Source organism: Bradyrhizobium sp. S3.3.6 (assembly GCF_040546905.1).
Classification (GTDB): Bacteria; Pseudomonadota; Alphaproteobacteria; order Rhizobiales; family Xanthobacteraceae; genus Bradyrhizobium; species Bradyrhizobium cytisi.
Genome location: NZ_JBEPOT010000012.1, coordinates 189208 through 210496 on the forward strand (window position 1 = coordinate 189208; position 21289 = coordinate 210496).

The window sequence follows — 21289 nt, forward strand, 5'->3', positions numbered from 1 at the left end:
AGGTTTACTCGGCGGCGGCTTCGGGGCGCACCTGGCGCGGCAGCGGGAAGAACTCGTTCTCTTCGGCGGCCGAGACCGTTTCCACGTGCAGCGTGTAGCGCTCGGCGAACGCGTCCATGATCTCCTCGACGATCACTTCCGGCGCCGACGCGCCCGCGGTGATGCCGAGGCTGGTGATGTTTTCGAACCGCGTCCAGTCGAGGTCGGCAGCGCGCTGCGCCAGCACCGCAACCTTGCAGCCCTCGCGCTCGGCGACCTCGCGCAGGCGCTGCGAGTTCGACGAGTTCGGCGCGCCGACCACGATCAGGGCGTCGACCACCGGTGCCACCTTCTTCACCGCGAGCTGGCGGTTGGTGGTGGCGTAGCAGATGTCTTCCTTGTGCGGCCCGTTGATGTTCGGGAACCGCTCCTTGAGCAGCGCCACGATCTCCGCGGTGTCGTCGATCGACAGTGTGGTCTGGGTCACGAAGGCGAGGTTGTTGGGGTCCTTCGGAGCGATGGTCTTGGCGTCCTCGGCGGTCTCGATCAGGGTGACGGCGCCGACCGGCAGCTGGCCGAGCGTGCCGACCACTTCGGGATGATGCGAATGGCCGATCAGGAAGATCTCGCGGCCGCGCTTGAAGTGGATCGCGGCCTCACGGTGCACCTTGGTCACCAGCGGACAGGTCGCATCCAGCGAGAACAAATTGCGCGACGTGGCGTCGGCCGGAACCGACTTCGGCACGCCATGGGCCGAGAACACCACCGGCGCGGTGGTGTTTTCCGGGATCTCGGCGAGCTCCTCGACGAAGATGGCGCCCTTCTTCTTCAACCCGTCGACGACGTATTTGTTATGTACAATCTCATGGCGAACATAGACGGGGGCGCCGTATTTATCGAGCGCCCGTTCCACGGTGTCGATCGCCCGAACCACCCCAGCGCAGAAGCCGCGGGGAGAACAAAGCACTAACTTGAGGTCTGGTTTGGCTGACATTGAGCGATCTCGGGACCGAATCACCCACTCGCCTTCTGGCGGGGAACGGTCGATGGATGGAAAAGGGCCTGAAACGGTCTGCTTGGACTTATAGCGACTTGAGAGGGAATTGGGCCCCCTTTCGGGCGCTGTCAAGGCACTATCTATAGCAGAACCATTGCGTGGCTACCCCCTCCGGGCTTATATAGCGCGAATTCCCTGTCATCGCTGATGACCACCGGTTTCGCCTCCAGAGGGGTGGGCGAAGCACAAAGGAGATTTGCCATGAGCAACGCACCTCTGATGCCCAAGGCGACCGCCGTCTGGCTGCTCGACAACACCGCGCTGACCTTCGACCAGGTCGCCGATTTCACCAAGATGCACCCTCTCGAGGTGCGCGCGATCGCCGACGGTGACGCCGCGCAAGGCATCAAGGGCATGGACCCGATTTCCAACGGCCAGCTGACCCGCGAGGAGATCGAGAAGGGCGAGAAGAACCAAGACTACCGGCTCCGTCTCCAGGAGAGCAAGGTCGTGCTGCCGCCCCAGCCCAAGCGCAAGGGCCCGCGCTACACCCCGGTGTCGCGCCGCCACGAGCGCCCCAGCGCCATCCTCTGGCTGTTGCGCAGCCATCCGGAGCTCAAGGACGCCCAGATCATGCGCCTGGTCGGCACCACCAAGAGCACGATCGCCAGCGTCCGCGACCGCACCCACTGGAACACCTCGCAGCTGACCCCGATCGACCCGGTCACCCTCGGCCTCTGCTCGCAGATCGAGCTCGATTTCGAAGTGGCGCGTGCGGCCAAGGAAAAGCCGATCGACGCAGCCTATGGCGGCGCCACCCTGCTGCCGGCCTCCGAGACCACCAAGAAGGACGAGTTCGAGCCGTCGGAGAAGTCGGGCGACGACCTCAACGTCGATGCCGTCTTCGCCAAGTTGAAGACCCTCGGCGGCAAGAAGCAGGAGCAAGAGGAGGAGTAGTCCTCTCTCTTCCTTCGCGATCGAATGCTATTCAAACGCGGCGGGGCCACCCGCCGCGTTTTTGTTTTGTGGCTTCGTTCGTAGATCGGATGGAGCGCACGCTCGGCTGAATTCCGCCTTACGGTCGATCGGGATGGTTCAGCATGTATTCGCCGAGATCACGCTGGCGACGATCTGCGCGTGAGGTGGCGGCACTGCGCTGCACGTCGCGGTCCTTGCGGCAGGCCACATATTCCGGCGAGCCCACGGCATAACCGCGGCTCTGGCACACCGCATCATCGTCATCACCGCCCATCGCCGTCGGCGTCTGGTAACGCGCCGAGCAGGCGGAGAGAGCGATGGCGAGCAGGACGGCTGCAAGCAGGCGCGGTGCGGTGGCGAGTGGCATACGAGGTCCCCTGTTGGCCGGCCCTGTTTAGCGCGGAATACGGAGAATATAAGTCACAGCACGCTCACACCCGCCCCTTCAGCGCCTCCCCGATCTCGTCAAGCACCTTGGGGTCCTCAATCGTGGCGGGCATGGCCCACACCTCGCCGTCGGCGATCTTCTTGATGGTGCCGCGCAAGATCTTGCCCGAGCGTGTCTTGGGCAGGCGGGCGACAGTGATGGCGAGCTTGAAGGCGGCGACGGGGCCGAGCCGGTCGCGCACAAGTGCTACGATCTCGTTCTCGATCTCGGCGGGCGGGCGCTTCACGCCGGCTTTCAGCACCAGGAAGCCGCAAGGCACCTCGCCCTTGATCGCGTCCTTGACGCCGAGCACGGCGCATTCCGCGACATCCGGATGCGAAGCCAGAATCTCCTCCATGCCGCCGGTGGAGAGCCTGTGGCCGGCGACATTGATGATGTCGTCGGTGCGGCCCATGACGAAGACATAGCCGTCCTCATCCTTGTAGCCGGCATCCGAGGTCTTGTAGTAGCCGGGGAATTCGCTGAGGTAGGCTTCCTTGAAGCGCGCATCCTGATTCCACAGTGTCGGCAGGCAACCCGGCGGCATCGGCAGCTTGATGACGATCGAGCCCATGGTGTTGGGACCGACGGGTTTTGCTGCGTCGTCGACGACATCGACCTGATAGCCCGGCATCGGCACCGTCGGCGAGCCGTGCTTCACCGGCAGCTGGCCCAGCCCCACCGGATTGCCGGCAATGCACCAGCCGGTCTCGGTCTGCCACCAATGGTCGATGACAGGCACCTTCAGCTGCTGCTCCGCCCATTCCACTGTCGGCGGATCGGCACGCTCGCCCGCGAGGAACAGCGTGCGGAATTTCGACAGATCGTATTGCCGGATGAACTTGCCTTCCGGATCCTCCTTCCGGATCGCGCGGAACGCAGTCGGCGCGGTGAAGAAGGCAACCGCGTTGTGCTGGCTGATCACGCGCCAGAACGCACCGGCGTCGGGCGTGCCGACGGGCTTGCCCTCATACATGATCGAGGTCGCGCCGTGCAGCAGCGGGCCGTAGATGATGTAGCTGTGGCCGACCACCCAGCCGATGTCGGAGCCGCACCACCAGACCTCGCCCGGCTTGACGCCATAGAGGTTGAACATCGACCATTTCACTGCGACCAGATGCCCGCCATTGTCGCGCACGACGCCCTTGGGGATACCGGTCGTGCCTGACGTATAGAGAATGTAGAGCGGATCGGTGGCGGCAACGGGCACGCAAGGCGCCTTCTTGCCGTCGTTCATCGCCTTGCGGCGCAGGCTCGCCCAGTCATAGTCGCGCTTTGGCGTGAGATCGCAGATCAGCTGCGGACGCTGCAGCACGATGCAGGCCTTGGGCTTCGCAGACGCGAGCTTGATCGCCTCGTCGAGCAGCGGCTTGTACTGCACGATGCGGCCCGGCTCGACGCCGCAGCTTGCGGAGAGAATGAGTTTTGGCTGCGCATCGTCGATGCGGGTCGCAAGCTCTTTTGCGGCAAAGCCGCCGAACACCACTGAATGCACCGCACCGATGCGCGCGCAGGCGAGCATCGCGACCACGGCCTCTGGCACCATCGGCATATAGAGGATGACGCGGTCACCCTTGGCGACGCCAAAATCCTGCATGATGGCGGCGAGTGCCTGCACCTCGGCCAGCAGCTCGGCATAGGTGAATCTGGTGACCGAATTGGTCAGCGGCGAATCGTGGATCAGCGCGACCTGCTCGGCGCGGCCGCGTTCGACGTGGCGGTCGAGCGCGTTGTAGCAGGTGTTGACGACGCCGCCGCTGAACCAGCGGCCGTAGACGCCTTGCGCGGGGTCGAAGATTGTCTTCGGCGGCTCGATCCAGTCGATTTCCTTCGCCGCCTCGGCCCAAAAGCCCTCGGGATCGGCCAGCGAGCGCGCATGGACCTCGTGATAAAGGCTGTTTCCGCCGGCGTTTCCTCGGACATTCATTCCCGCGCTCCCGTTCCCTTTATTGGCCTCGCCTCGACCTGACCGCGGGATGTCAGTCCCGCCATGACAGGGATCAAGTGCCGGCCTTGCTTGAGGGGTATTTTCCCGGGAACGGGCCGCGGTTCAAGCTGAAAAGGATGGACGTCGCCCCCTTCCTAGCCCTCCATCGCATTCAGCCGCTGCAACCGGTCCAGCATGACCTTCTTCAAATCGTAGCCGGGGCGGAAGCTGGCGTCGCGGGTGGCGAGGAAATCATGCTGGGATTTGCGCAGATCAGCGGCCGAGCGCCGGCTCATCGACTTCAGCACGCGCTCATATGCCTCGGCGAGCTGGCGGTCGAGCATGCCAAGCTGCGGATCGGCGCAGATCACCTTCTCCACCTCGCGTTTCGCATCCGCGCAATCGAATGACGGGCCGTTGCCGGAATTCGCAGCCAACGGCTGCGGTGACCCGGCGCCGAACTTCTCGATCTCCGCCATCATGGTGCGGCGGCCGTCCGCGGCGTTGGTGTTGCCGGGGTCGAGCCGCAGCGCCGTCTCGTAATCGGCCAGCGCCTTCTTGCGGTCGCCCATCTTGGTATAGAGCACGGCGCGGTTGTTGTAGGTCTTGGCGAAATTCGGATCGAGCTTCAGAGCGTCGTTGTAGTCGCTGAGCGCCGCGCCGAACTCGCCCTTGAACTGGTAGGAATCACCACGGTTGGTGAAGAAATTCGGCCGCGGTGCCAGCCGCAGCGCCTGGTCGTAATCGGCGATCGCCTTGTCGTAGTCCTTCATCGCGGCATAGGAGAGCCCGCGATTGTCGTAATGTTCCGGCACCTTCGGATCGAGCCTGATCGCCTCGCTGTCGTCGGCGATCGACCTGTCGAGCTGGCCGAGCTTCTTGTAGGCCGCACCGCGATTGGTGTAGCTGCGCGCCCGGTTCGGATCGAGCAGCAAGGCCTCGCTAAGATCGCTCACCGCCCTGTCGTTGTCGCCGTTGAGATAATAGGTTGCGCCGCGGTCGGACCAGGCCTGCGCATAATCCGGCTTCAGCTTGATTGCCTGGTCGTAATCGGCAAGCGCCCGGTCGAGCCGGCGCTGATTGGTATAGGCCACGCCGCGCAGCTCATAGGCTTCGGCATCCTGCGGATCGAGCTCGATCGCCTTGCTGAGATCGGACGTGGCGCGGTTGAGATCGCCACCCGCCTCGCGCAACAGGTCGCCGCGCAGGCGCCAGGCGCGGGCGTTCTTGCCGTCGAGCGCGATGGCGCGGTCGATATCCCGCAGCGCCTGCGTCAGACCGCCGGAGGTCCGCGCATTGGCATCGGCCCGAACCAGCAGCGCCGCGACGCGCTCGGGATTTGGATTTGCGGCCTGGTCGATGATGGCGCTGCATGCCGGGATCAGCTCGGCTGGGGCGGCCTTGCTGCCGGCCACGCAATCGACGCCGGCTGAGGCTGGGCCAACGAGAACCAGGCTCATCGCAGCGCCTAGCAGAAGCGCGCGCAGCGGGATTTTGGATGTTTGCGCGGGAGAACGCGTGCCGCACATGAGGAAGGCTCCGTAACATCAGGTGTTCACCATTGTCGCGGCGGCCGGGGATAGGGTTCAAATGCCGGCTAGTATCCGTCCACCCCGTTCAGCCGCTGCAGCCGATCCTGCATGGCCTTCTTCAAATCATACCCCGGCCGGCCAAATCCGGCATTGCGACGCGCGATGAAATCATCCTGCTCGCGCTGGAATTTCCTTGCCTCGCCCGTGTCGTGCGCCTCGCGCAGCACGCGCGCATTGGCTGCATAGACCTCGCGGTCGAGGTCGGCGAGCTCGCGGTTTGCGCAGATTGCCTTCTCGACCGGGCGGCGCGCGCCTGCGCAATTGAAGCTGGGCTTGCCGGCGACCGCCATCTGCGCGCCGATCCGCTCGAGCTCACGCGCGATCGCCTGGTGATTGGCCTTGGCTTTTTCGTGGTTGGGATCGATCCGGAGCGCCGCACCAAAATCCTGCACCGCCTTGGGCTTGTCGCCCTTCTTCAGCCAGAGCTCACCGCGCGCATTGAAGACGTCGGGGAGCGTGGGATCGAGCAACAACGCGCGGCTATCGTCGGCGATGGCCCGGTCGATCTGGTCATGCCGCGCCAGCAGCGCGCCGCGCGCGATCAGGGCCTTGATCAGATCGGGTTTTGCCGTCTTCTCGTTGTCGATGACGGCGGCGCAGGCCGGGCCCGCTTTGTCCATGTCATTGGCCGCGGTTGCGGACAGGCATGCCGCGACGTCGATCTGCGCGGTGGCGGCCGGCTCGCCCCCGGTCGCGGCCCAAGCGGCACCGAGCGAAAGCGTTGAGAGCGCCACGGCTCCGGACAATTGAAGAAGCTTTTGAAAGCGCATGCTCGCTGCAGTCGGAAAGTCTTGCCATGAGGCCGTACTATCCATCATACGGCCGGATTGGTGCTAGCTTGTGGCGCCGCTCACATCGGTTTCGGGGATCGTCGTGTCGACATTCGAATGGATCATCGCGCTCCTGCTCGGCGCCGTTGCATTATCGGCGCTGGCGCGGCGGATCAAGGTCCCCTACCCGACCTTTCTCGCCGTCGGCGGCGCGCTGATCGCTTTCGAGCCGAACAGCCCGACCTGGGCGCTGCAGCCGGACCTGGCGCTGGCGCTTTTTGTCGCACCGGTGCTGCTGGACGCCGCCTTCGATACTTCCTTGCGCGATCTCCGCAACAACTGGGTTCCGGTCTCGACCCTGGTTGTGGCCGCGGTCGGCCTGACCACGGTCGGCGTCGCCATTGTCGCGCACCGGCTCTTTCCTGACATGCCCTGGGCCGCCGCGGTGGCGCTTGGCGCGATCGTGGCGCCGCCGGATGCGGCAGCGGCGGTCGCGATCCTGAGCCAGGTCAAGCTGCCCTACCGCATGATGAAGGTGCTGGAGGGCGAGAGCCTGCTCAACGATGCCAGCGCGCTGCTGATCTACCGCATCGCTGTCGGCGCGGTCGTCACCGAGCATCTGACGTGGAGCGAGGTCGCGCCGACCATGGCGCTGGCGCTGGTCGGCAGCGTGCTGGCCGGCCTTCTTGCGGGGCGCATCATCCCGCCCATCATGGAGCGCGTCAGGGAAGTGCCGAGCGCGATCATCGTGCAGTTCGCCACCACCTTCATGATCTGGATCGCCGCCGAGCATCTCGGCCTCTCCGGCATCCTCACCATCGTCGTCTACGCCATCACGATCGCGCAGACGGCGCCGGCGCGCATGCCGGCGCGGCTGCGCGTGCCGTCCTACGCGGTGTGGGAGACCACGGTGTTCGTGCTCAACGTGCTCGCCTTCATGCTGATCGGCATGCAGATGCGGCCGATCTGGACCAAGCTGAACGCGGACGTGCGCTGGGAATATTGCGTGGCTGCGGCGTGGATCCTGCTCACGGTCATTCTGGTCCGGCTGCTCTGGATTACATTCTATCGCACGACCCTGCGCGTGCTGATCGCTCATGGCATCTATCACCCCAAGGATCCGAAGCAGGTCGCTTCGCCCAAGGGCGGCCTCATCATCTCCTGGTGCGGCATGCGCGGCCTGGTCACGCTCGCGACCGCCTTCGCGCTGCCGGAGAATTTTCCTTATCGCGACTTCATCGTCTTCATCGCCTTCGCGGTCGTGCTGGGCTCGCTGGTGATCCAGGGCCTGACGCTGCGGCCGCTGATCCTCGCTTTCGGCCTCAAGGATGACGATCCCGTTGGCATCGAGGTCGCGCGCGCCCGCGCGATCGCCTATCGCGCCGCGCTCGATGCAATCGAGGACGATCCGTCGGAGGAGGCCGAAATCCTGCGGCTCGAATACCGCGCCATCCTGATGCAGGCCGACGACGATCCGCACGGCGGCATCGCCAACGGCGAATTGCCCGCCGATCCCTTACGCCGCCGCGCCATCGAGGCCGCGCGCAAATCGATCTTCAGCCTGCGCGCCACCGAGGTGATCGGCGACGACGCGTTTCACCGGCTCGAGGAGGAGCTGGATCGGGCGGAGTTGAGTGCGGGGGGATAGATCCGCAAACACCACTGTCGTCCCGGACAAGCGTAGCGCAGATCCGGGACCCATACGCCGCAGCAATCGCTTTGTGAAGACTCGGAGTTGCCTGCTGCGCGTCAAACCACTCCCTGTGGTTATGGATCCCGGGCTCGCGCTGTGCGCGCCCCGGGACGACAGGGAGTTTGAGGCGATGCTTACGCCCCCGCCTTGCAGGTGATCCCGCCGTCGACCACGAGCTCGATCCCCGTCACATATTTCGACTCGTCCGACGCCAGGAACAGCGCGGCGTTGGCGACATCGAAGGCGTCGCCCATGTGGCCCATCGGCACTTGCGCATCGCGGGCGCGCCACATTGCTTCCACATCGCCCTTGGCGTAGCTGTTGGCGAGGCCGGCGGAATGCTCCACCATCGGCGTCTTCATCAGGCCGGGCAGGATCGCATTCACCCGCACATGGTGCCGCGCGAACTCGATCGCGGTGGTGCGCGTCATCTGGTTCATCGCGGCCTTGGAGGCGCCGTAGGTGACGTAGGAGATGCCCATGTGGCGGATCGAGGCGATCGAGGAGATGTTGATGATCGAGCCGCCGCCCTGCGTCACCATGACGGGAATGACGTGCTTCATGGCGAAATAGGCGCTCTTGAGGTTGATGCTGAAGACGCGGTCCCAGCTCTCCTCGGTCACCTCGACCACGCTGCCCATCTCGGCGATGCCGACATTGTTGTCGAGCACGTCGATGCGGCCATAGGCCTTGAGGCACGCCGCGACCATCGCCTCGATCTCGGCAGGCCGCGACACGTCCGCGGTGAACGCGGTCGCCTTGCCGCCCTCGCCGGTGATGATCTTGGCGGTCTCCTCGGCGGCCGCGCCGTTGCGGTCGACGCAAAACACCTGCGCGCCCTCGCGCGCAAAGGTCACCGCCGTCGCCTTGCCGTTGCCCCAGCCGGGCCCGATCGAGCCGGCCCCCACCACCATCGCAACCTTGCCCTTGAGCCGGTCCATCGCGTGTCTCCTTATCTCTGCTGTTCGTCGCAGATGCTCATCCTGGTGACGTTAGCACCGACGGGATGGCCGACAATCTCGGAAAGCGTCCGGCACGTCCCGTCATGGCATAGCCGCCATTCGCCGGCAGCGCCCGAATTGCCGAGCACGACCTCCGGCATCGGCGCGCGCGCAGGCCTCCACTGAAACCAGCCGTCGACGAGCCGCGCTTCCGGCGGCGGCTCCATGCCGGGGCCGGTGCCCTTGACGCGGGCCTGCATCAGTTCGAGGCCTGCAGGCGTGACGCGCCAGTCTTCTTGCCACTCGACCTTCGCGATCGAATGCGTCCATGCAAGCGTGAACGCGGACAGCGCCAGCGCCTTCACGCCGCCGGCTGTTGCGAGGCAGAGGCTCACACCGCCTCGACCACGGCCGGCGGACGCTGCCGCCATTGCCACAGCACCAGCGCCGCCGAGAGAACGAAGCCCGCGGTGTCGCTGAACGGAAAATCGCCGAGCAGGCACAGCGCGGCGCCGAGCGCCACCAGACGCTCGAGTAGCGTCAGTCGCGTGAACAGGAAGCCGATTGCGACCATACCAAACAGCGCGATCGCCACCAGCGCCTTGAAGCTCGCGAGCGCGACCGCGCCGTAGAAGCCGAGCTTCGCGGCCATGGGATCGCCGGCCTGCAGCATCAAGGCCGGCGAATAGACGAAGATGAAGGGGATGACGTAGCCGGCGAGCGCGATGCGCATCGCTTCCCAACCGATCTTGTCCGGGTTCTCCTTCGCGATCGGCGCTGCCGCCAGTGCGGCCAGCGCCACCGGCGGCGAGAGATCGGCCATGATGCCGTAATAGAACGCGAACATGTGGCTCGCGATCAGCGGCACGCCGAGTTTCGCCAGCGCGGGCGCTGCGAGCGCAGCCGTGATGATGTAGGTCGGGATCGTCGGGATGCCGGTGCCGAGCAGGATCGACAGCAGCATGGTCATGATCAGCGCCAGGAACAGGCTCTTCTCGCCGAGCCCGATCACCCAGCCGCCGAAGATGGTACCGACGCCGGTCTGGGACATCATGCCGATGATGACGCCGACGATGGCGCAGGCCATGCCGACGGTGATGGCGGATTTTGCGCTCTCCGCAAGCGAGTCACGGCAGGAGCGCAGTGCCGCCATCCCGCCACGGATGAAAGCCGTGATCACGATCAGCGCGACGACGACGCAGCCGACCCGCACGATCTTCAACCCGTCGTGCGACAGCGCGGCGACGACGAGCGCAAGACCGATCCAGAAGATGGTGCGGATCAGCATGGAGGAGGCACCGGCCGCGATGCTGGTCCCGAGGATCAACCCGACCGTCAGCGCGAGGCCCATGCTGCCTGCATAGAGCGGCGTGAAGCCCTCGAACAGCATGTAGACCAGGGCCGCGAGCGGCAGCACGAGGTACCAGCCCTTGACCAGTGCGTTCCAGGCACTGGGAGTTTCCGAGCGCTTCATGCCGACGAGGCCGTGCTTGCCGGCTTCGAGATGCACCATCCAGAAGGCCGAGGCGAAGTAGAGCACCGCAGGGATGGCGGCGGCCTTGACGATCTCCGAATACTGGACGCCGAGCGTCTCCGCCATGATGAAGGCGACCGCGCCCATCACCGGCGGCATGATCTGCCCGCCCATCGAGGCCGTGGCCTCGACGCCCGCCGCAAATGCGCGGCGATAGCCGAACCTGATCATCAGCGGAATCGTGAACTGGCCGACGGTGACGACGTTGGCGACGCCCGAGCCCGAGATCGTGCCCATCATCCCCGAGGCAAACACCGCGACTTTCGCAGGGCCGCCGCGGGTGCGGCCGAACAGGCCGAGCGAGACGTCGGTGAACAGCTGGATCATGCCGGCGCGCTCCAGGAACGAGCCGAACAGGATGAACAGGAAGATGTAGGTCGCCGACACATAGATCGGCACGCCGTAAAAGCCTTCGGTGCCGTAGGCGAGATGCGTGATGATCTGGTCGAAATCATAGCCGCGATGGTTCAGCGGCGACGGCAGATATTGCCCGAAGAACCAGTAGACGAGACACGCGCCGCACATCAGCGGCAGCGCCGCGCCCATCAGGCGCCGGGTGCCCTCGAAGATCAGCACCGCGAGCAGCGTGCCGACGGCGAGGTCAAGCCTGGTCGGATCGCCGTCGCGCGCGATCAGGTCGGCATAGAAGATCCACTGATAGAGCCCGCAAAAGAAACCGGCACCGCCGATCACCCAGCCGAGCGCGCGGCCAAGACTGCTCTTCGCGGTGAAGTTGGCGATCAGGCCGAACGTGAGCAGGACAAGGAAGCCGACATGGACGCCGCGCACCACCTGGCTCGGCAGATAGTTGAAGGCGGCAACATAGAGCTGGAAGGTCGCGAACGCGATGCCGATCCAGTAGGCGAGCGTGCCCCACCAGCCCGGGCCAAAGCCTTCCGGAAAACCGTGCTCGAAATTGTCGAACTCGACCTTGATCGGCTCCGCGGAGCTCTCCGCCTTTTCCAGCATTACAAATCGCCCCAGTCCAAGCCCATTCAATCTATAGCAGCAACACGATCCACCCGGACCGTCATGGCCGGGCTCGTCCCGGCCATCCACGGCTTAAAGCTCATCCTAGAACGTGGATGCCCGGGACAAGCCCGGGCAAGACGTCGACGGAGAAGGCGCGCCTTACTTGATCAGCCCTTTTTCCTTGTAATAGCGGATCGCGCCGGGATGCAGCGGGATCGGGCTGCCGGTGGCGGCCGTCTCGAGCTTGATCTCCTTGCCGGCCGCGTGCGCGTTGGCAAGCTCGGGCAGCGACTCGTAGACCAGCTTTGTCATTTGATAGGCAAGGTCGTCGGACACGGCTGAACTGGTGACGAGATAGTTCACCACGGCCGCGGTCGGGACGTCCTTGTCCTGCCCGGTATAGGTGTTGGCGGGAATGATCGTCGAGATGAAGGGCGGGCCGATCTTGTCGACGGTCTCCTTCGGCACGGCCACCACACTGATCGCGCTCGAGCTCGAGAGATCCTTCAGCGAGGCGACGCCGAGGCCGGCCGATTGCAGCGTCGCACCGAGCTGGCGGTTCTTCATGAGGTCGACGGATTCGGCGAACGGCAGGTATTCGACCTTGCCGAGATCCTTGTAGGTCATGCCGGCGGCCGAAAGGATGGCGCGCGAGTTCAGCTCGGTGCCCGATTTGGGCGCGCCGACCGACAGGCTCTTGCCCTTGAGGTCGGCGAGCGTCTTGATGCCGCTCTCGGCGGTCGCGACGATCTGGATGTAGTTCGGATAAATCGCGCCGATGGTGCGCAGCTTGTCCAGCTTGGTCTTGAAGCCGGCTTCCTCGTCGCCTTCCCAGGCGGCCTTCAGCGAGTCGCCCAGCGTGAACGCCAGCTCGCCGCGACCCTGCTGCAGCAGGATCAGGTTCTCGACCGACGCCTTGGTGGCCTGCACCTGCGTCTTCACGTTCGGAATCTTGTCGCCGTAGATCTTCCCGATCGCGACGCCGAGCGGATAGTAGACGCCGGAGGTGCCGCCGGTCAGCACGTTGATGAAGGATTGCGCATGCGCGCAAGGTGCCGACGCCGCCAGAGCAAGAGCCGCGGCCACGCCGAAAATCGTCCGTTTCATGGTTGTTTCACTCCCCAAACCGGCGGCGAAATTGGCCGGATGAGGGGAGCGGGTCAACCCATCCAAAAGGCAAAACAGGACTGCGGTAAACGGCCGATTCGCCTTGATTTTTCAGGGAACTCGGCAGGTGCGGCGACATGGCGCAGCCGGGTCATTGGACCGCGGCTCGCCGTCATTCGAGAGCCGTTACTGAAAGGTCATGTCCAGGCACTTGGAGATGTCGGAGCCGAGGCCGGAGGAGATGGTGATGCAGCCGCGGATCTTCTGCGCGGCCATGTCGGCGGCCCAGATCGAGTAGCCGCCGGGGCCGAAGAACGAGTTGGTGTTCGGCGGCTCGGTCTCGGTCGCGTCGAAATCATAGTGCCCGTCGGTCTCGAAGATGCGCGGCTTCTTGGTGCAGCCGCCATCGGTCTGGACGTTGATGACTTCCTTGTTGTCGCGGGTCAGCGCCAGCGAGACCTGACAGCGGAAATATTCCGAGGTCTTGGTATTGAAGAGATAGGTGTAGGACTTGCAGGTCGCGGTGTTGAGCTTGCCCGGCGCAAGGCCGCGGCTGCACGAAATCCGCTGGTTGTGGCTGAGCTGGTAATCATCGGCCCAGGCGGCCGGCGCGAGCGCCGTCAGCGACACCCCGGCAATCCAGCAAAATTTAATGACATGGCGCATTCGAATCATCCCCACCAATATCTTTGTCGTGTTGCGTTCTAGACTGAAAGCGGAACATAGTCGCGAGGGGACGAAGGGAAAATCACAAACTGCTGGGCAAGACGTGATGCGCTGCGGCGTCATCGCGGATTGACGCGGAAACGTCGTTCGTGATTTGTTCAAGCAGGGCACCTCAACGACGGGGAGGATGGATGATGGCATTTTCAATCAAGACATTTGCAATTGCAGCCGCGCTGGGCGCGCTCGCCGCCCCCGCATGCGCACAGAACGCGACGACGCCGTGGGAGCTCAAGCCGGACACCGGATATGCCTATGACAAGGAAGGCAAGACGTTTTCCTACAAGATGGGCACCAGCAATGCCGGCGAGCTGCTGAAGGGCGCCAGGAAGGTGCCCAAAGGCACGCTGTTCTTCATCGGCCAGAACGGCCAGCTCTACATGCGCAGCGGGCAGTATCTCGAGGGCGACGGCAGGTTCAAGTTCGGGTCGGATCGGTAGGGCGGGCCACATATCCGATGTCATCGCCCGGCTTGACCGGGCGATCCAGTATTCCAGAGACAGCGATGGGATACGGAGAAGCGGCGGCGTACTGGATGCCCCGGTCAAGCCGGGGCATGACAGCAATTGAATCAAAACGCCGCCGTCAGCTCCCGCGCGCCGGAATTGTTGCTGTTGCTGTCCATCCGCGCATCCGTCACCGCGAGCAGCTTCGCCACCGTGTTGTGGCGGATCGCGACCGGATTGCGCTCGTAGCCGCCGCGCTGGAAGAAGTTTGATGTCGGCACCTGCTCGCGCATCGCCTGCGGCATGGTCACCATGTCGAGGCCGGTACCGTCGCCGGTGAGGTTCATCATCTCGAGCTCGGCGGCAGTGAGCGGACGGGTGTAGCCCTTGGCGCGTGCGAACAGCACCGAGGTCAAGAGCTTGTGGGTCTGCAGCATCGGCCCGATGTCGATGTCCAGCACCATCGCATGCATGGCCCAACCCTGCGCGGTGTCGCCGATCTTCTCATGCTCCGACCAGGTGTCAGGCACCGATTTCGCATGCGCCACCATCTTCTTCAGAACGCCGAGCTTGTGCTCGAGCGACTGGCGCGCCGGCCCTGAGCTGCGCGCCACCTTGTCGGAGAGCGCACGGATGAACTCATGGCCCTGCTCGGCCAGCAGCTCGACGCTGTTGGTGGTGAGCAGCTGGTTGTAGCCCATCGCGGTCGAGATCGCGCGCTTGCCGCCGTGCTCGATGCCCGCCTGCACGTCAAAATTGCCGGTGCCGCCGGTCTCGAACGAATAGACCCGCACTGCCTGCTCGCGCGTGAGCCCGGAGGAGAGCGCGTAGCGCGCATAGGCGCGCTTGAACTCGACCTCGTTGGTCGGACGCTGCGGCGTGAATTGATAGAGATCCTGTGCGGCGCGCAAGAGATCGGAGGCCACTGGAAGCGGCTTGCGCGTGGGGCGCTCCGGCGTTTCCTCGGGCTCGGGGTTCACCGGCCGCTTCGGCCCGGTATAGACCGGCGGCTGGTCCAGCACGTAATCGTCGAGCGTGATCTGCTGCCCGCCGCGCCGCTTGGCATTGCGGCCGCGGCGCTTTTCCGTGACCTGGCCCCAATAGGCGCCGGCCTCGGCATCGAAGGCGCCGCGGATCTGCTGATACTCGGCCAGCTTGCGGCGATATTCGAGCACCGCCGGCGACGCGCCGCCCCCGCTTTGCGCAAAAAACTGCGACAGAAGCTGGGCGTTGGCATTGCTGACGGCGGGCGGCAGCGCATCGGACTCGCCGCCACGCGCGGCGGAGACGAGCAGGACAAACGCCAGTGGAACCAGCGCCAGTTGTTTTCGAATCGAATGATGCATGCTGCCCTTTTAGCAGGCATCCGGTAACCGTCACGTTAACGCGCCGTTTACCTCTTTTTGTTGCTTGCGTCACTTCCAGGCGAACACCGGCTGTTCCAGGTCGCCGACGCGGGTCTGCCGCCCCGCGAGTACCTCGCGGAACTGGTAGATCAGCGCCGCTGTCGGCGCATGGATCAGGCTCATCTGGTGATGGAAGCGGATCACGCGACGGCTGCTTTCGGCGATATCCGTGAAATCGAAGGCATCATCGCGCTCGATCGTGTCGAGCGAGATGCGATGGACGGAGGCGACCTCGTCCGGGTTCGGCGTGATCGCATTGCTCTCGGCAGCCCAGACCACGACCGGCGTGATCAGATAGCCGGAGCGCGTCGGATAGTCGTCGAGCAGACCGAGCACGGCGTCGACCGGAAGCTTGAGCGCGAGCTCCTCGTCGAGCTCGCGCAGCGCCGCCTCGACCGGCGTCTCGCCGGCATCGCAGCGTCCGCCCGGCAACGCCCACTGGCCGCGATGCGCACGCAAGCTCGATGCGCGCCTGGTCAGCAGAAACGCGGTGTCGTCGCCGTCATTGGATGCGGTCAGCGCCAGCACCACAGCGGCGCGCTTCAGCGCCGAGGGCTCGGCCGCATCGGGCAGCCGCGCGAATGCCGCGCAGGCGTCTGCGATATTCCGTCTGGTGGCATCGCCGAAAGCTCTCATGATGCTTGACTACACCAGGACCGCGCTCGATGAAACGAGGAGAGATCAAGCGTTGCAAGGATGGACGGAGCGATGACCAGCAGGACCGCCGCAAAACTCAAATCGGACGGCTGGACCATCCTGGAGACCACGGGCTTCATGCACCTGGTCGGCCCGTTGTGGGAACGCAAGGTCGACGGCCAATACGAATTCGCAATCGCCACCGAAGACAAGCACCACAACCGCCGCGGCATGGTCCAGGGCGGCGTGATGATGACCTTCGCGGACCGCACATGCGGCATGACCGCCCGCTACGTCTCCGGCAAGGAGTACATGGCGACGGTGCAGCTCGACACGCATTTCGTGGAAGCGGGCAAGATCGGCGACATCCTGATCTCCCGCCCCCGCGTGGTGCGCGCGACGCGCAGCCTGATCTTCATGAGCACCGAGGTGAGCGTCGACGACCGCTGCATCGTGATGGCGAACGGTGTGTTCAAGATTTTGAAGGGGCCGGTGTAGTCCTGCGCCGTCAGGCCGCCACCGCCCTCTCCGCGTCATTGCGAGCGCAGCGACGCAATCCAGAAATCTCTCCGCCGACGCATCTCTGGATTGCTTCGCTGCGCTCGCAATGACGGAGTGAGGCGGATATGCTGACGCCACAAAAAGCAGCAAGGACAGCCCCATGCAATACCGCCAGCTCGGCCGCTCCGGCCTGAAAGTGTCGCCGATCTGCCTGGGCACCATGATGTTCGGCGGGCCAACGGATGAAGCGGCATCAACGCGGATCATTGCCAAGGCCCATGAAGCCGGCATCAACTTCATCGACACCGCGGACGCCTATTCGAAGGGCGGCTCCGAGGAGGTCGTGGGCCGCGCGATCGGCAACAACCGTCACGCCTGGGTGCTTGCGACGAAGCTCGCGAATCCCATGAACACTGGGACGGGCAACGATCCCAATCGCGTCGGGCTGTCGCGGCGCTGGGTGTTGCAGGCCGCCGACGAGAGCCTGAAGCGGCTCGGCACCGACCACATCGACATCTACTATCTGCACAAGGAAGACCACGCGACGCCGCTGGAGGAGACGGTGCGCGCGATGGGCGATTTGATCCGCGCCGGCAAAATCCGCTACTTCGGCGTCTCCAACTACCGCGCCTGGCGCGTCGCCGAGATTTGCAACATCTGCGACCGGCTCGGCATCGACCGTCCGGTGGCGAGCCAACCCTATTACAACGCGATGAACCGCATGCCCGAGGTCGAGCACTTTCCGGCCTGCGCCTATTACGGCCTCGGCATCGTGCCCTATAGCCCGCTGGCGCGCGGCGTGCTCACCGGCAAGTATAAGCCGGACGCAGCCCCCGACAAGGAAACGCGCGCGGGCCGCAACGACACCCGCATGATGCAGACCGAATGGCGGCCGGAATCGCTCCAGCTCGCGCAGGAGATAAAGGGCCACGCCGAGAAGAACGGCATCACCGCCGGCCAGTTCGCGGTGGCCTGGGTGCTCAACTCCGCCTTCGTCTCGTCGATCGTCGCAGGCCCGCGCACCGAGGAGCAGTGGGACGGATACATAAGCGCGCTCGACTACAGCTTCACTGCGGAGGATGAAGCGCTGATCGACCGCCTGGTCGTGCCGGGCCATCCATCGACGCCGGGCTACAACGACCCCGCCTATCCGATCGAGGGACGCCGCGCGCGGACGGCTTGAACTCCGGAGACAACGATGGCGCTTGAAGACCGCTGCGGACTGCCGCTCTCCACCACCTCGCACGAGGCAGCAAGCGCCTATCGTGAAGGCATCGATCTTATGCTCGCCGGCTGGACTGGCACGACGGAGACGCTGGAGCGCGCGATCGCCGCCGATCCGGATTTTGCGCTGGCCCACATCGCCCGCGCCCGCGTGCATGCGTTCTACCAGCAGGGCGATCTTGCACGGCAGAAGGCATCGCTGGCGCGCGAGCTTGTGGCCAGACGCGGCACGGAGCGCGAGCGCTCGCATGTCGAGACGCTGGCGCTCGCTATCGAGGGACGCGGGCCCGACGCGATCGCCGCGATGTTCAAGCATGTCGAGAGCTGGCCGCGCGATGCCGTGGTGCTGTCGCTGCCGCTTGGCGCGTTCGGCCTGTTCGCCTTCTCCGGCATGGCCGATCACGATCGCGCGCGGCATGAGCTCTGCGAACGCGTCGCGCATCACTATGGCGAGGACTGGTGGTTTCTCACCATGTCCGGCTGGGCGATGACCGAGAATGGCGACGTCGCCCGCGGCCGCGCCGTCACCGAGCGCGGCTTCAATTTGCGCCGCGCGAACGCCCACGCCGCACATGCCGTGTTGCATGCGATGTTCGAGGACGGCTCGATCGAGGCGGCCGACCGTCTCGTCGACGAATGGCTTCCGACTTACGACCGCGCCGGCATCCTGCACGGCCATATCCTCTGGCATCAGGCGCTCGGCGCGCTGGAGCACGGCGATGCGGCCCGCGCGCTCAAAATCTATGACGACGTGCTGCAGCCCTCCGCCACGCAGGCGCCGCCGCTCAACGTCATCACCGACGGCGCCTCGCTGCTCTGGCGCCTGTCGGCCTACGGCCACGCCGTGCCAAGGGCGCTCTGGGTCGAGGCCGACGCCACGGCTCAAAAACTCTTCCCGAAATCGAGCCTGCCCTTCGCCGACGTTCATATGGCGCTGTTCGCGGCCGCGACGCAAAATCGTGAGGCGCTTTCCGCGCGCCTTGGCGTGATCGAGCAACGCCTTGCCGATGGCAAGCTGCCCGCCGGCCCCGTGGTGCCGGCGATCTGCCGCGCGCTCGCGGCGTTCGCGGACGAGAATTACGCGGTTTGCGTGCGCGAGCTCGCGCCTGTCCTCACTGAGGTCGTGCGCATCGGCGGCAGCCATGCCCAGCGCGAGCTGATCGAGGACACTTTCCTTGTCGCCCTGATGCGCAGCGGCGAGCTGCCGCGTGCCCGCAGCCTGCTCGGCGCCCGCCTGCATCGCCGGCCGTCCTTGCGCGATAGGCGCTGGCAGGCGGCGACGGCCTAGTTCTGCCACGAAAAAAACACCGGCCTGGCGGCAAGTGCCTGCCGGGACGGGTTGGAGCGATTGGGGCGAATCGCCGATGGGTGGCGCGGTGGTATTCCAGACGGGCTTTATCGAACGCTTGGCGGTGCAAACGGGATCGCAACCAATTTGCGATTCGATGGTGATTGGGCGGAACTTTCGCCCGTCCGTGGCCCCCTGGCACATGATCCTGACGATGCGCCTCAGCCGGCCGGTTCTGGCTGCACTCCTCCTCTCCCTCGCAAGCCCTTGTTTTGCCGGATCTTCCAGCACGATCCCGGTGAACAATCCGCCGATCCGGCTGAATAATTTCATCGACATGCTGGCGCTGATGTCGGGCCATTGCAAAACGCTCAGGGTTGCCGGGCGCGCCTTTGCCTGCAAGACCGTGGCATTCGCCCATGACGACAAGGGCCGGGTCAATTTCGCGGTCGCCGTCGACGATCCCTCCGACGAGAACCACGTCGTGTCGTTCTCCGGCGAGAACGGGAAGCGGGCCGACGACAATTCCTATGAGCTGCCGATCGACCGCATGCTGCTCAACTCCAAGACCCGGCCGAAGGTCGACGGCCTGCCGGTGCCGGCGGAGCAGACCTCCACCGGCACCTGCCGCCAGACCGGCAATTTCGCTGCGAAGAAGGTCAACGACGTCACCTGCTCTGCCACCGACAACGAGGGCCGCAAATATGAGCTGCTGTTCGTCTCCGACGGCAAGCCAGTGAGCGTGCGCCGCATCAGGCAGTCCTCGCCGTCGATCCAGGATCCGTTCAAGTAGCGGCATCGCCGAGAAAGACGCTATTCTCGCTGCCCTGTCCGAGCGGCATGGCTTTCCCGATCCGCATCCATGAGGGGGCGCTGCCCGCGCAATCCACTCTCGTGTCCCGGACGCGGTGCAGCGCGTAGCGCTGCTCCGCAGAGCCGGGACCCAGGCTGCAAAGAGTCCTCGTGGAAACATGGGCCCCGGCTCTGCAGCGCACCGTCGAAGAGACGCTGCGCTGCGTCCGGGGCACGAGAAGCGTCGCGAAACGAGGGAAGATTGGCATTGTGCTCTTTCCCGATCGCCCGACATATTTGACCCGGCAAACAAGCTCCGGAATCCGCACGCCATGCCTCATCTCCTCCCCGCCCTCATCGTCGTCGACGTCCAGCGCGCATTCGACGAATGGGAGGCAGCGGGCAAGCGGCGCAACAATCCGGATGCGGTGGCGCGCATTGTTGATCTGCTCGCGGCGTTCAGGGCCAGCGGCGCGCCGATCTTCCACATCCGCCACCGAGGCACCAAGCCGAACTCGACGTTTTTGCCCTCACGCACCGGCTACGCCGTCAAGGACGAGGCGCGCGAGCAAGCCGGCGAGCCTGTGATCGTCAAGCGCGTCAACAGCGCCTTCATCGGCACCGACCTCGAGAAGCGCCTGCGCGCGAGCGACATCGCCACGCTCGTGATCTGCGGCGCCACCACCAATCATTGCGTCGAAACGACGACGCGCATGGCCGGCAATCTCGGCTTCGAAGCGGCCCTCGTGCGCGACGCGACCTGGACATTCGATCGCGTTGGCCCCGACGGCGACACGCACTCGGCCGAATCCATCCACGCGATGACGCTGTCGAACCTGAACGGTGAATTTGCCCGCATCGTGACCACGAACGACGTGATCAGCTCGCTCGCAGCGGTGCGACAATAAATCTCAGCGCGATTGCGCGTTGATCGTCTGCGTCGTTTCGACGCCCGCACTCGCCGGAACGCAACAAACGCCCATCTGTTGTCACTCGACATCTCAACTGGAGTGATGACATGAAGTATCTTTTTGTCGCGATGGCCATCGGTGCGGCTGCGCTCACCGCGTCCGCAGCCAACGCGGCAAGCGGCGGCAAGGCCAAGCCGTACGCGCAAGTCAGCCAATCGACCGACATCAGCGCGCAGCACAGGCACGGCCATTACGGCCATCGCCATCATCGCTGGCACCCTAATCATCACGGCTACTATCGGCCGCACTATCGCAGCTACGGCTACTATCCGCGACACCAAGGTTATTACGGCGGCGGACCCTACGGCTATTATGGTGGTGGCGGCCCCAGCGTGACGTTTGGCTTCGGCGCCAATCGCTGGTGAGACCAGGAGGCCCGCAGAGA

The 21289-nt window shown here is 64.9% G+C and carries 21 protein-coding genes; 9 read left to right on the forward strand and 12 right to left on the reverse strand.

The features are described 5' to 3' along the window. Positions 1-4: 4 nt before the first annotated feature. Positions 5-973 carry a 4-hydroxy-3-methylbut-2-enyl diphosphate reductase gene (gene ispH / locus ABID59_RS29205; RefSeq protein WP_148749947.1) on the reverse strand — a complete coding sequence of 323 codons (969 nt, stop codon included), beginning with the start codon at positions 971-973 and terminating at the stop codon, positions 5-7. A 264-nt stretch (positions 974-1237) separates the two neighbouring features. On the opposite strand from ispH, the gene ABID59_RS29210 reads away from it, so the two are divergent. Then, positions 1238-1933: a DUF1013 domain-containing protein gene (locus ABID59_RS29210; protein WP_187434702.1), complete on the forward strand. Its 696-nt coding sequence runs from the start codon at positions 1238-1240 to the stop codon at positions 1931-1933. A gap of 118 nt (positions 1934-2051) precedes the next feature. Here ABID59_RS29210 and ABID59_RS29215 read toward each other — a convergent pair whose 3' ends face one another. The 4 genes from ABID59_RS29215 to ABID59_RS29230 form a co-directional block, all read right to left on the reverse strand. After that, the gene (locus ABID59_RS29215; RefSeq protein WP_148749945.1) at positions 2052-2321 is read right to left on the reverse strand and encodes a hypothetical protein; all 270 of its coding nucleotides are present in this window, start codon (positions 2319-2321) and stop codon (positions 2052-2054) included. Positions 2322-2385: 64 nt separating this feature from the next. Continuing rightward, positions 2386-4308 carry a propionyl-CoA synthetase gene (locus ABID59_RS29220; protein WP_148749944.1) on the reverse strand — a complete coding sequence of 641 codons (1923 nt, stop codon included), beginning with the start codon at positions 4306-4308 and terminating at the stop codon, positions 2386-2388. Between the two features lie 155 nt (positions 4309-4463). Then, on the reverse strand, positions 4464-5837 hold the full coding sequence (locus tag ABID59_RS29225; RefSeq protein WP_354085650.1) for a tetratricopeptide repeat protein: 1374 nt from the start codon (positions 5835-5837) through the stop codon (positions 4464-4466). Positions 5838-5905: 68 nt separating this feature from the next. Next, on the reverse strand, positions 5906-6670 hold the full coding sequence (locus ABID59_RS29230; protein ID WP_354085651.1) for a tetratricopeptide repeat protein: 765 nt from the start codon (positions 6668-6670) through the stop codon (positions 5906-5908). Between the two features lie 70 nt (positions 6671-6740). On the opposite strand from ABID59_RS29230, the gene ABID59_RS29235 reads away from it, so the two are divergent. Further along, positions 6741-8318, forward strand: a complete 1578-nt coding sequence (locus ABID59_RS29235) for a cation:proton antiporter (protein WP_354085652.1) — start codon at positions 6741-6743, stop codon at positions 8316-8318. A gap of 179 nt (positions 8319-8497) precedes the next feature. Here the strand turns inward: ABID59_RS29235 and ABID59_RS29240 are convergent, their stop codons facing one another. The 5 genes from ABID59_RS29240 to ABID59_RS29260 form a co-directional block, all read right to left on the reverse strand. After that, positions 8498-9304: an SDR family NAD(P)-dependent oxidoreductase gene (locus ABID59_RS29240; RefSeq protein ID WP_354085653.1), complete on the reverse strand. Its 807-nt coding sequence runs from the start codon at positions 9302-9304 to the stop codon at positions 8498-8500. A gap of 11 nt (positions 9305-9315) precedes the next feature. After that, on the reverse strand, positions 9316-9735 hold the full coding sequence (locus ABID59_RS29245; protein ID WP_354085654.1) for a DUF1850 domain-containing protein: 420 nt from the start codon (positions 9733-9735) through the stop codon (positions 9316-9318). Beyond that, positions 9696-11807 carry a TRAP transporter permease gene (locus ABID59_RS29250; protein WP_354085655.1) on the reverse strand — a complete coding sequence of 704 codons (2112 nt, stop codon included), beginning with the start codon at positions 11805-11807 and terminating at the stop codon, positions 9696-9698. Before ABID59_RS29250 ends, ABID59_RS29245 begins: the two co-directional genes overlap by 40 nt. Before the next feature lie 162 nt (positions 11808-11969). After that, entirely contained in the window at positions 11970-12917 is a 948-nt protein-coding gene (locus ABID59_RS29255; RefSeq protein ID WP_354032495.1) for a TAXI family TRAP transporter solute-binding subunit, read from the reverse strand. Between the two features lie 186 nt (positions 12918-13103). Further along, positions 13104-13583: a hypothetical protein gene (locus ABID59_RS29260; protein WP_354032496.1), complete on the reverse strand. Its 480-nt coding sequence runs from the start codon at positions 13581-13583 to the stop codon at positions 13104-13106. A 194-nt stretch (positions 13584-13777) separates the two neighbouring features. On the opposite strand from ABID59_RS29260, the gene ABID59_RS29265 reads away from it, so the two are divergent. After that, positions 13778-14080: a hypothetical protein gene (locus ABID59_RS29265; protein ID WP_354085700.1), complete on the forward strand. Its 303-nt coding sequence runs from the start codon at positions 13778-13780 to the stop codon at positions 14078-14080. Between the two features lie 131 nt (positions 14081-14211). On the opposite strand, the gene ABID59_RS29270 is transcribed toward ABID59_RS29265, so the two are convergent. Both ABID59_RS29270 and ABID59_RS29275 read right to left on the reverse strand, forming a co-directional pair. After that, a complete protein-coding gene (locus ABID59_RS29270; protein WP_354032497.1) occupies positions 14212-15432 on the reverse strand; it encodes a hypothetical protein in 1221 nt (406 codons plus the stop codon). A gap of 69 nt (positions 15433-15501) precedes the next feature. Further along, positions 15502-16128, reverse strand: a complete 627-nt coding sequence (locus ABID59_RS29275; RefSeq protein ID WP_187434698.1) for an NUDIX hydrolase — start codon at positions 16126-16128, stop codon at positions 15502-15504. 72 nt (positions 16129-16200) lie between these two features. Between ABID59_RS29275 and ABID59_RS29280 the strand changes: the two genes are divergently transcribed. From ABID59_RS29280 to ABID59_RS29305, 6 genes are all read left to right on the forward strand, one after another. After that, positions 16201-16626 (forward strand): PaaI family thioesterase, encoded by a 426-nt coding sequence (locus ABID59_RS29280; RefSeq protein ID WP_354032498.1) that lies wholly within the window; start codon positions 16201-16203, stop codon positions 16624-16626. 163 nt (positions 16627-16789) lie between these two features. Continuing rightward, the gene (locus ABID59_RS29285) at positions 16790-17812 is read left to right on the forward strand and encodes an aldo/keto reductase (protein WP_148749934.1); all 1023 of its coding nucleotides are present in this window, start codon (positions 16790-16792) and stop codon (positions 17810-17812) included. 15 nt (positions 17813-17827) lie between these two features. Continuing rightward, complete coding sequence (locus ABID59_RS29290) at positions 17828-19141, forward strand: tetratricopeptide repeat protein (RefSeq protein ID WP_354085656.1); 1314 nt, start codon at positions 17828-17830, stop codon at positions 19139-19141. 214 nt (positions 19142-19355) lie between these two features. Continuing rightward, complete coding sequence (locus ABID59_RS29295; protein ID WP_148749990.1) at positions 19356-19934, forward strand: hypothetical protein; 579 nt, start codon at positions 19356-19358, stop codon at positions 19932-19934. Between the two features lie 331 nt (positions 19935-20265). Further along, a complete protein-coding gene (locus ABID59_RS29300; RefSeq protein ID WP_354085657.1) occupies positions 20266-20841 on the forward strand; it encodes a cysteine hydrolase family protein in 576 nt (191 codons plus the stop codon). Between the two features lie 110 nt (positions 20842-20951). Continuing rightward, positions 20952-21269, forward strand: a complete 318-nt coding sequence (locus ABID59_RS29305) for a hypothetical protein (protein WP_354085658.1) — start codon at positions 20952-20954, stop codon at positions 21267-21269. Positions 21270-21289: the final 20 nt, after the last annotated feature.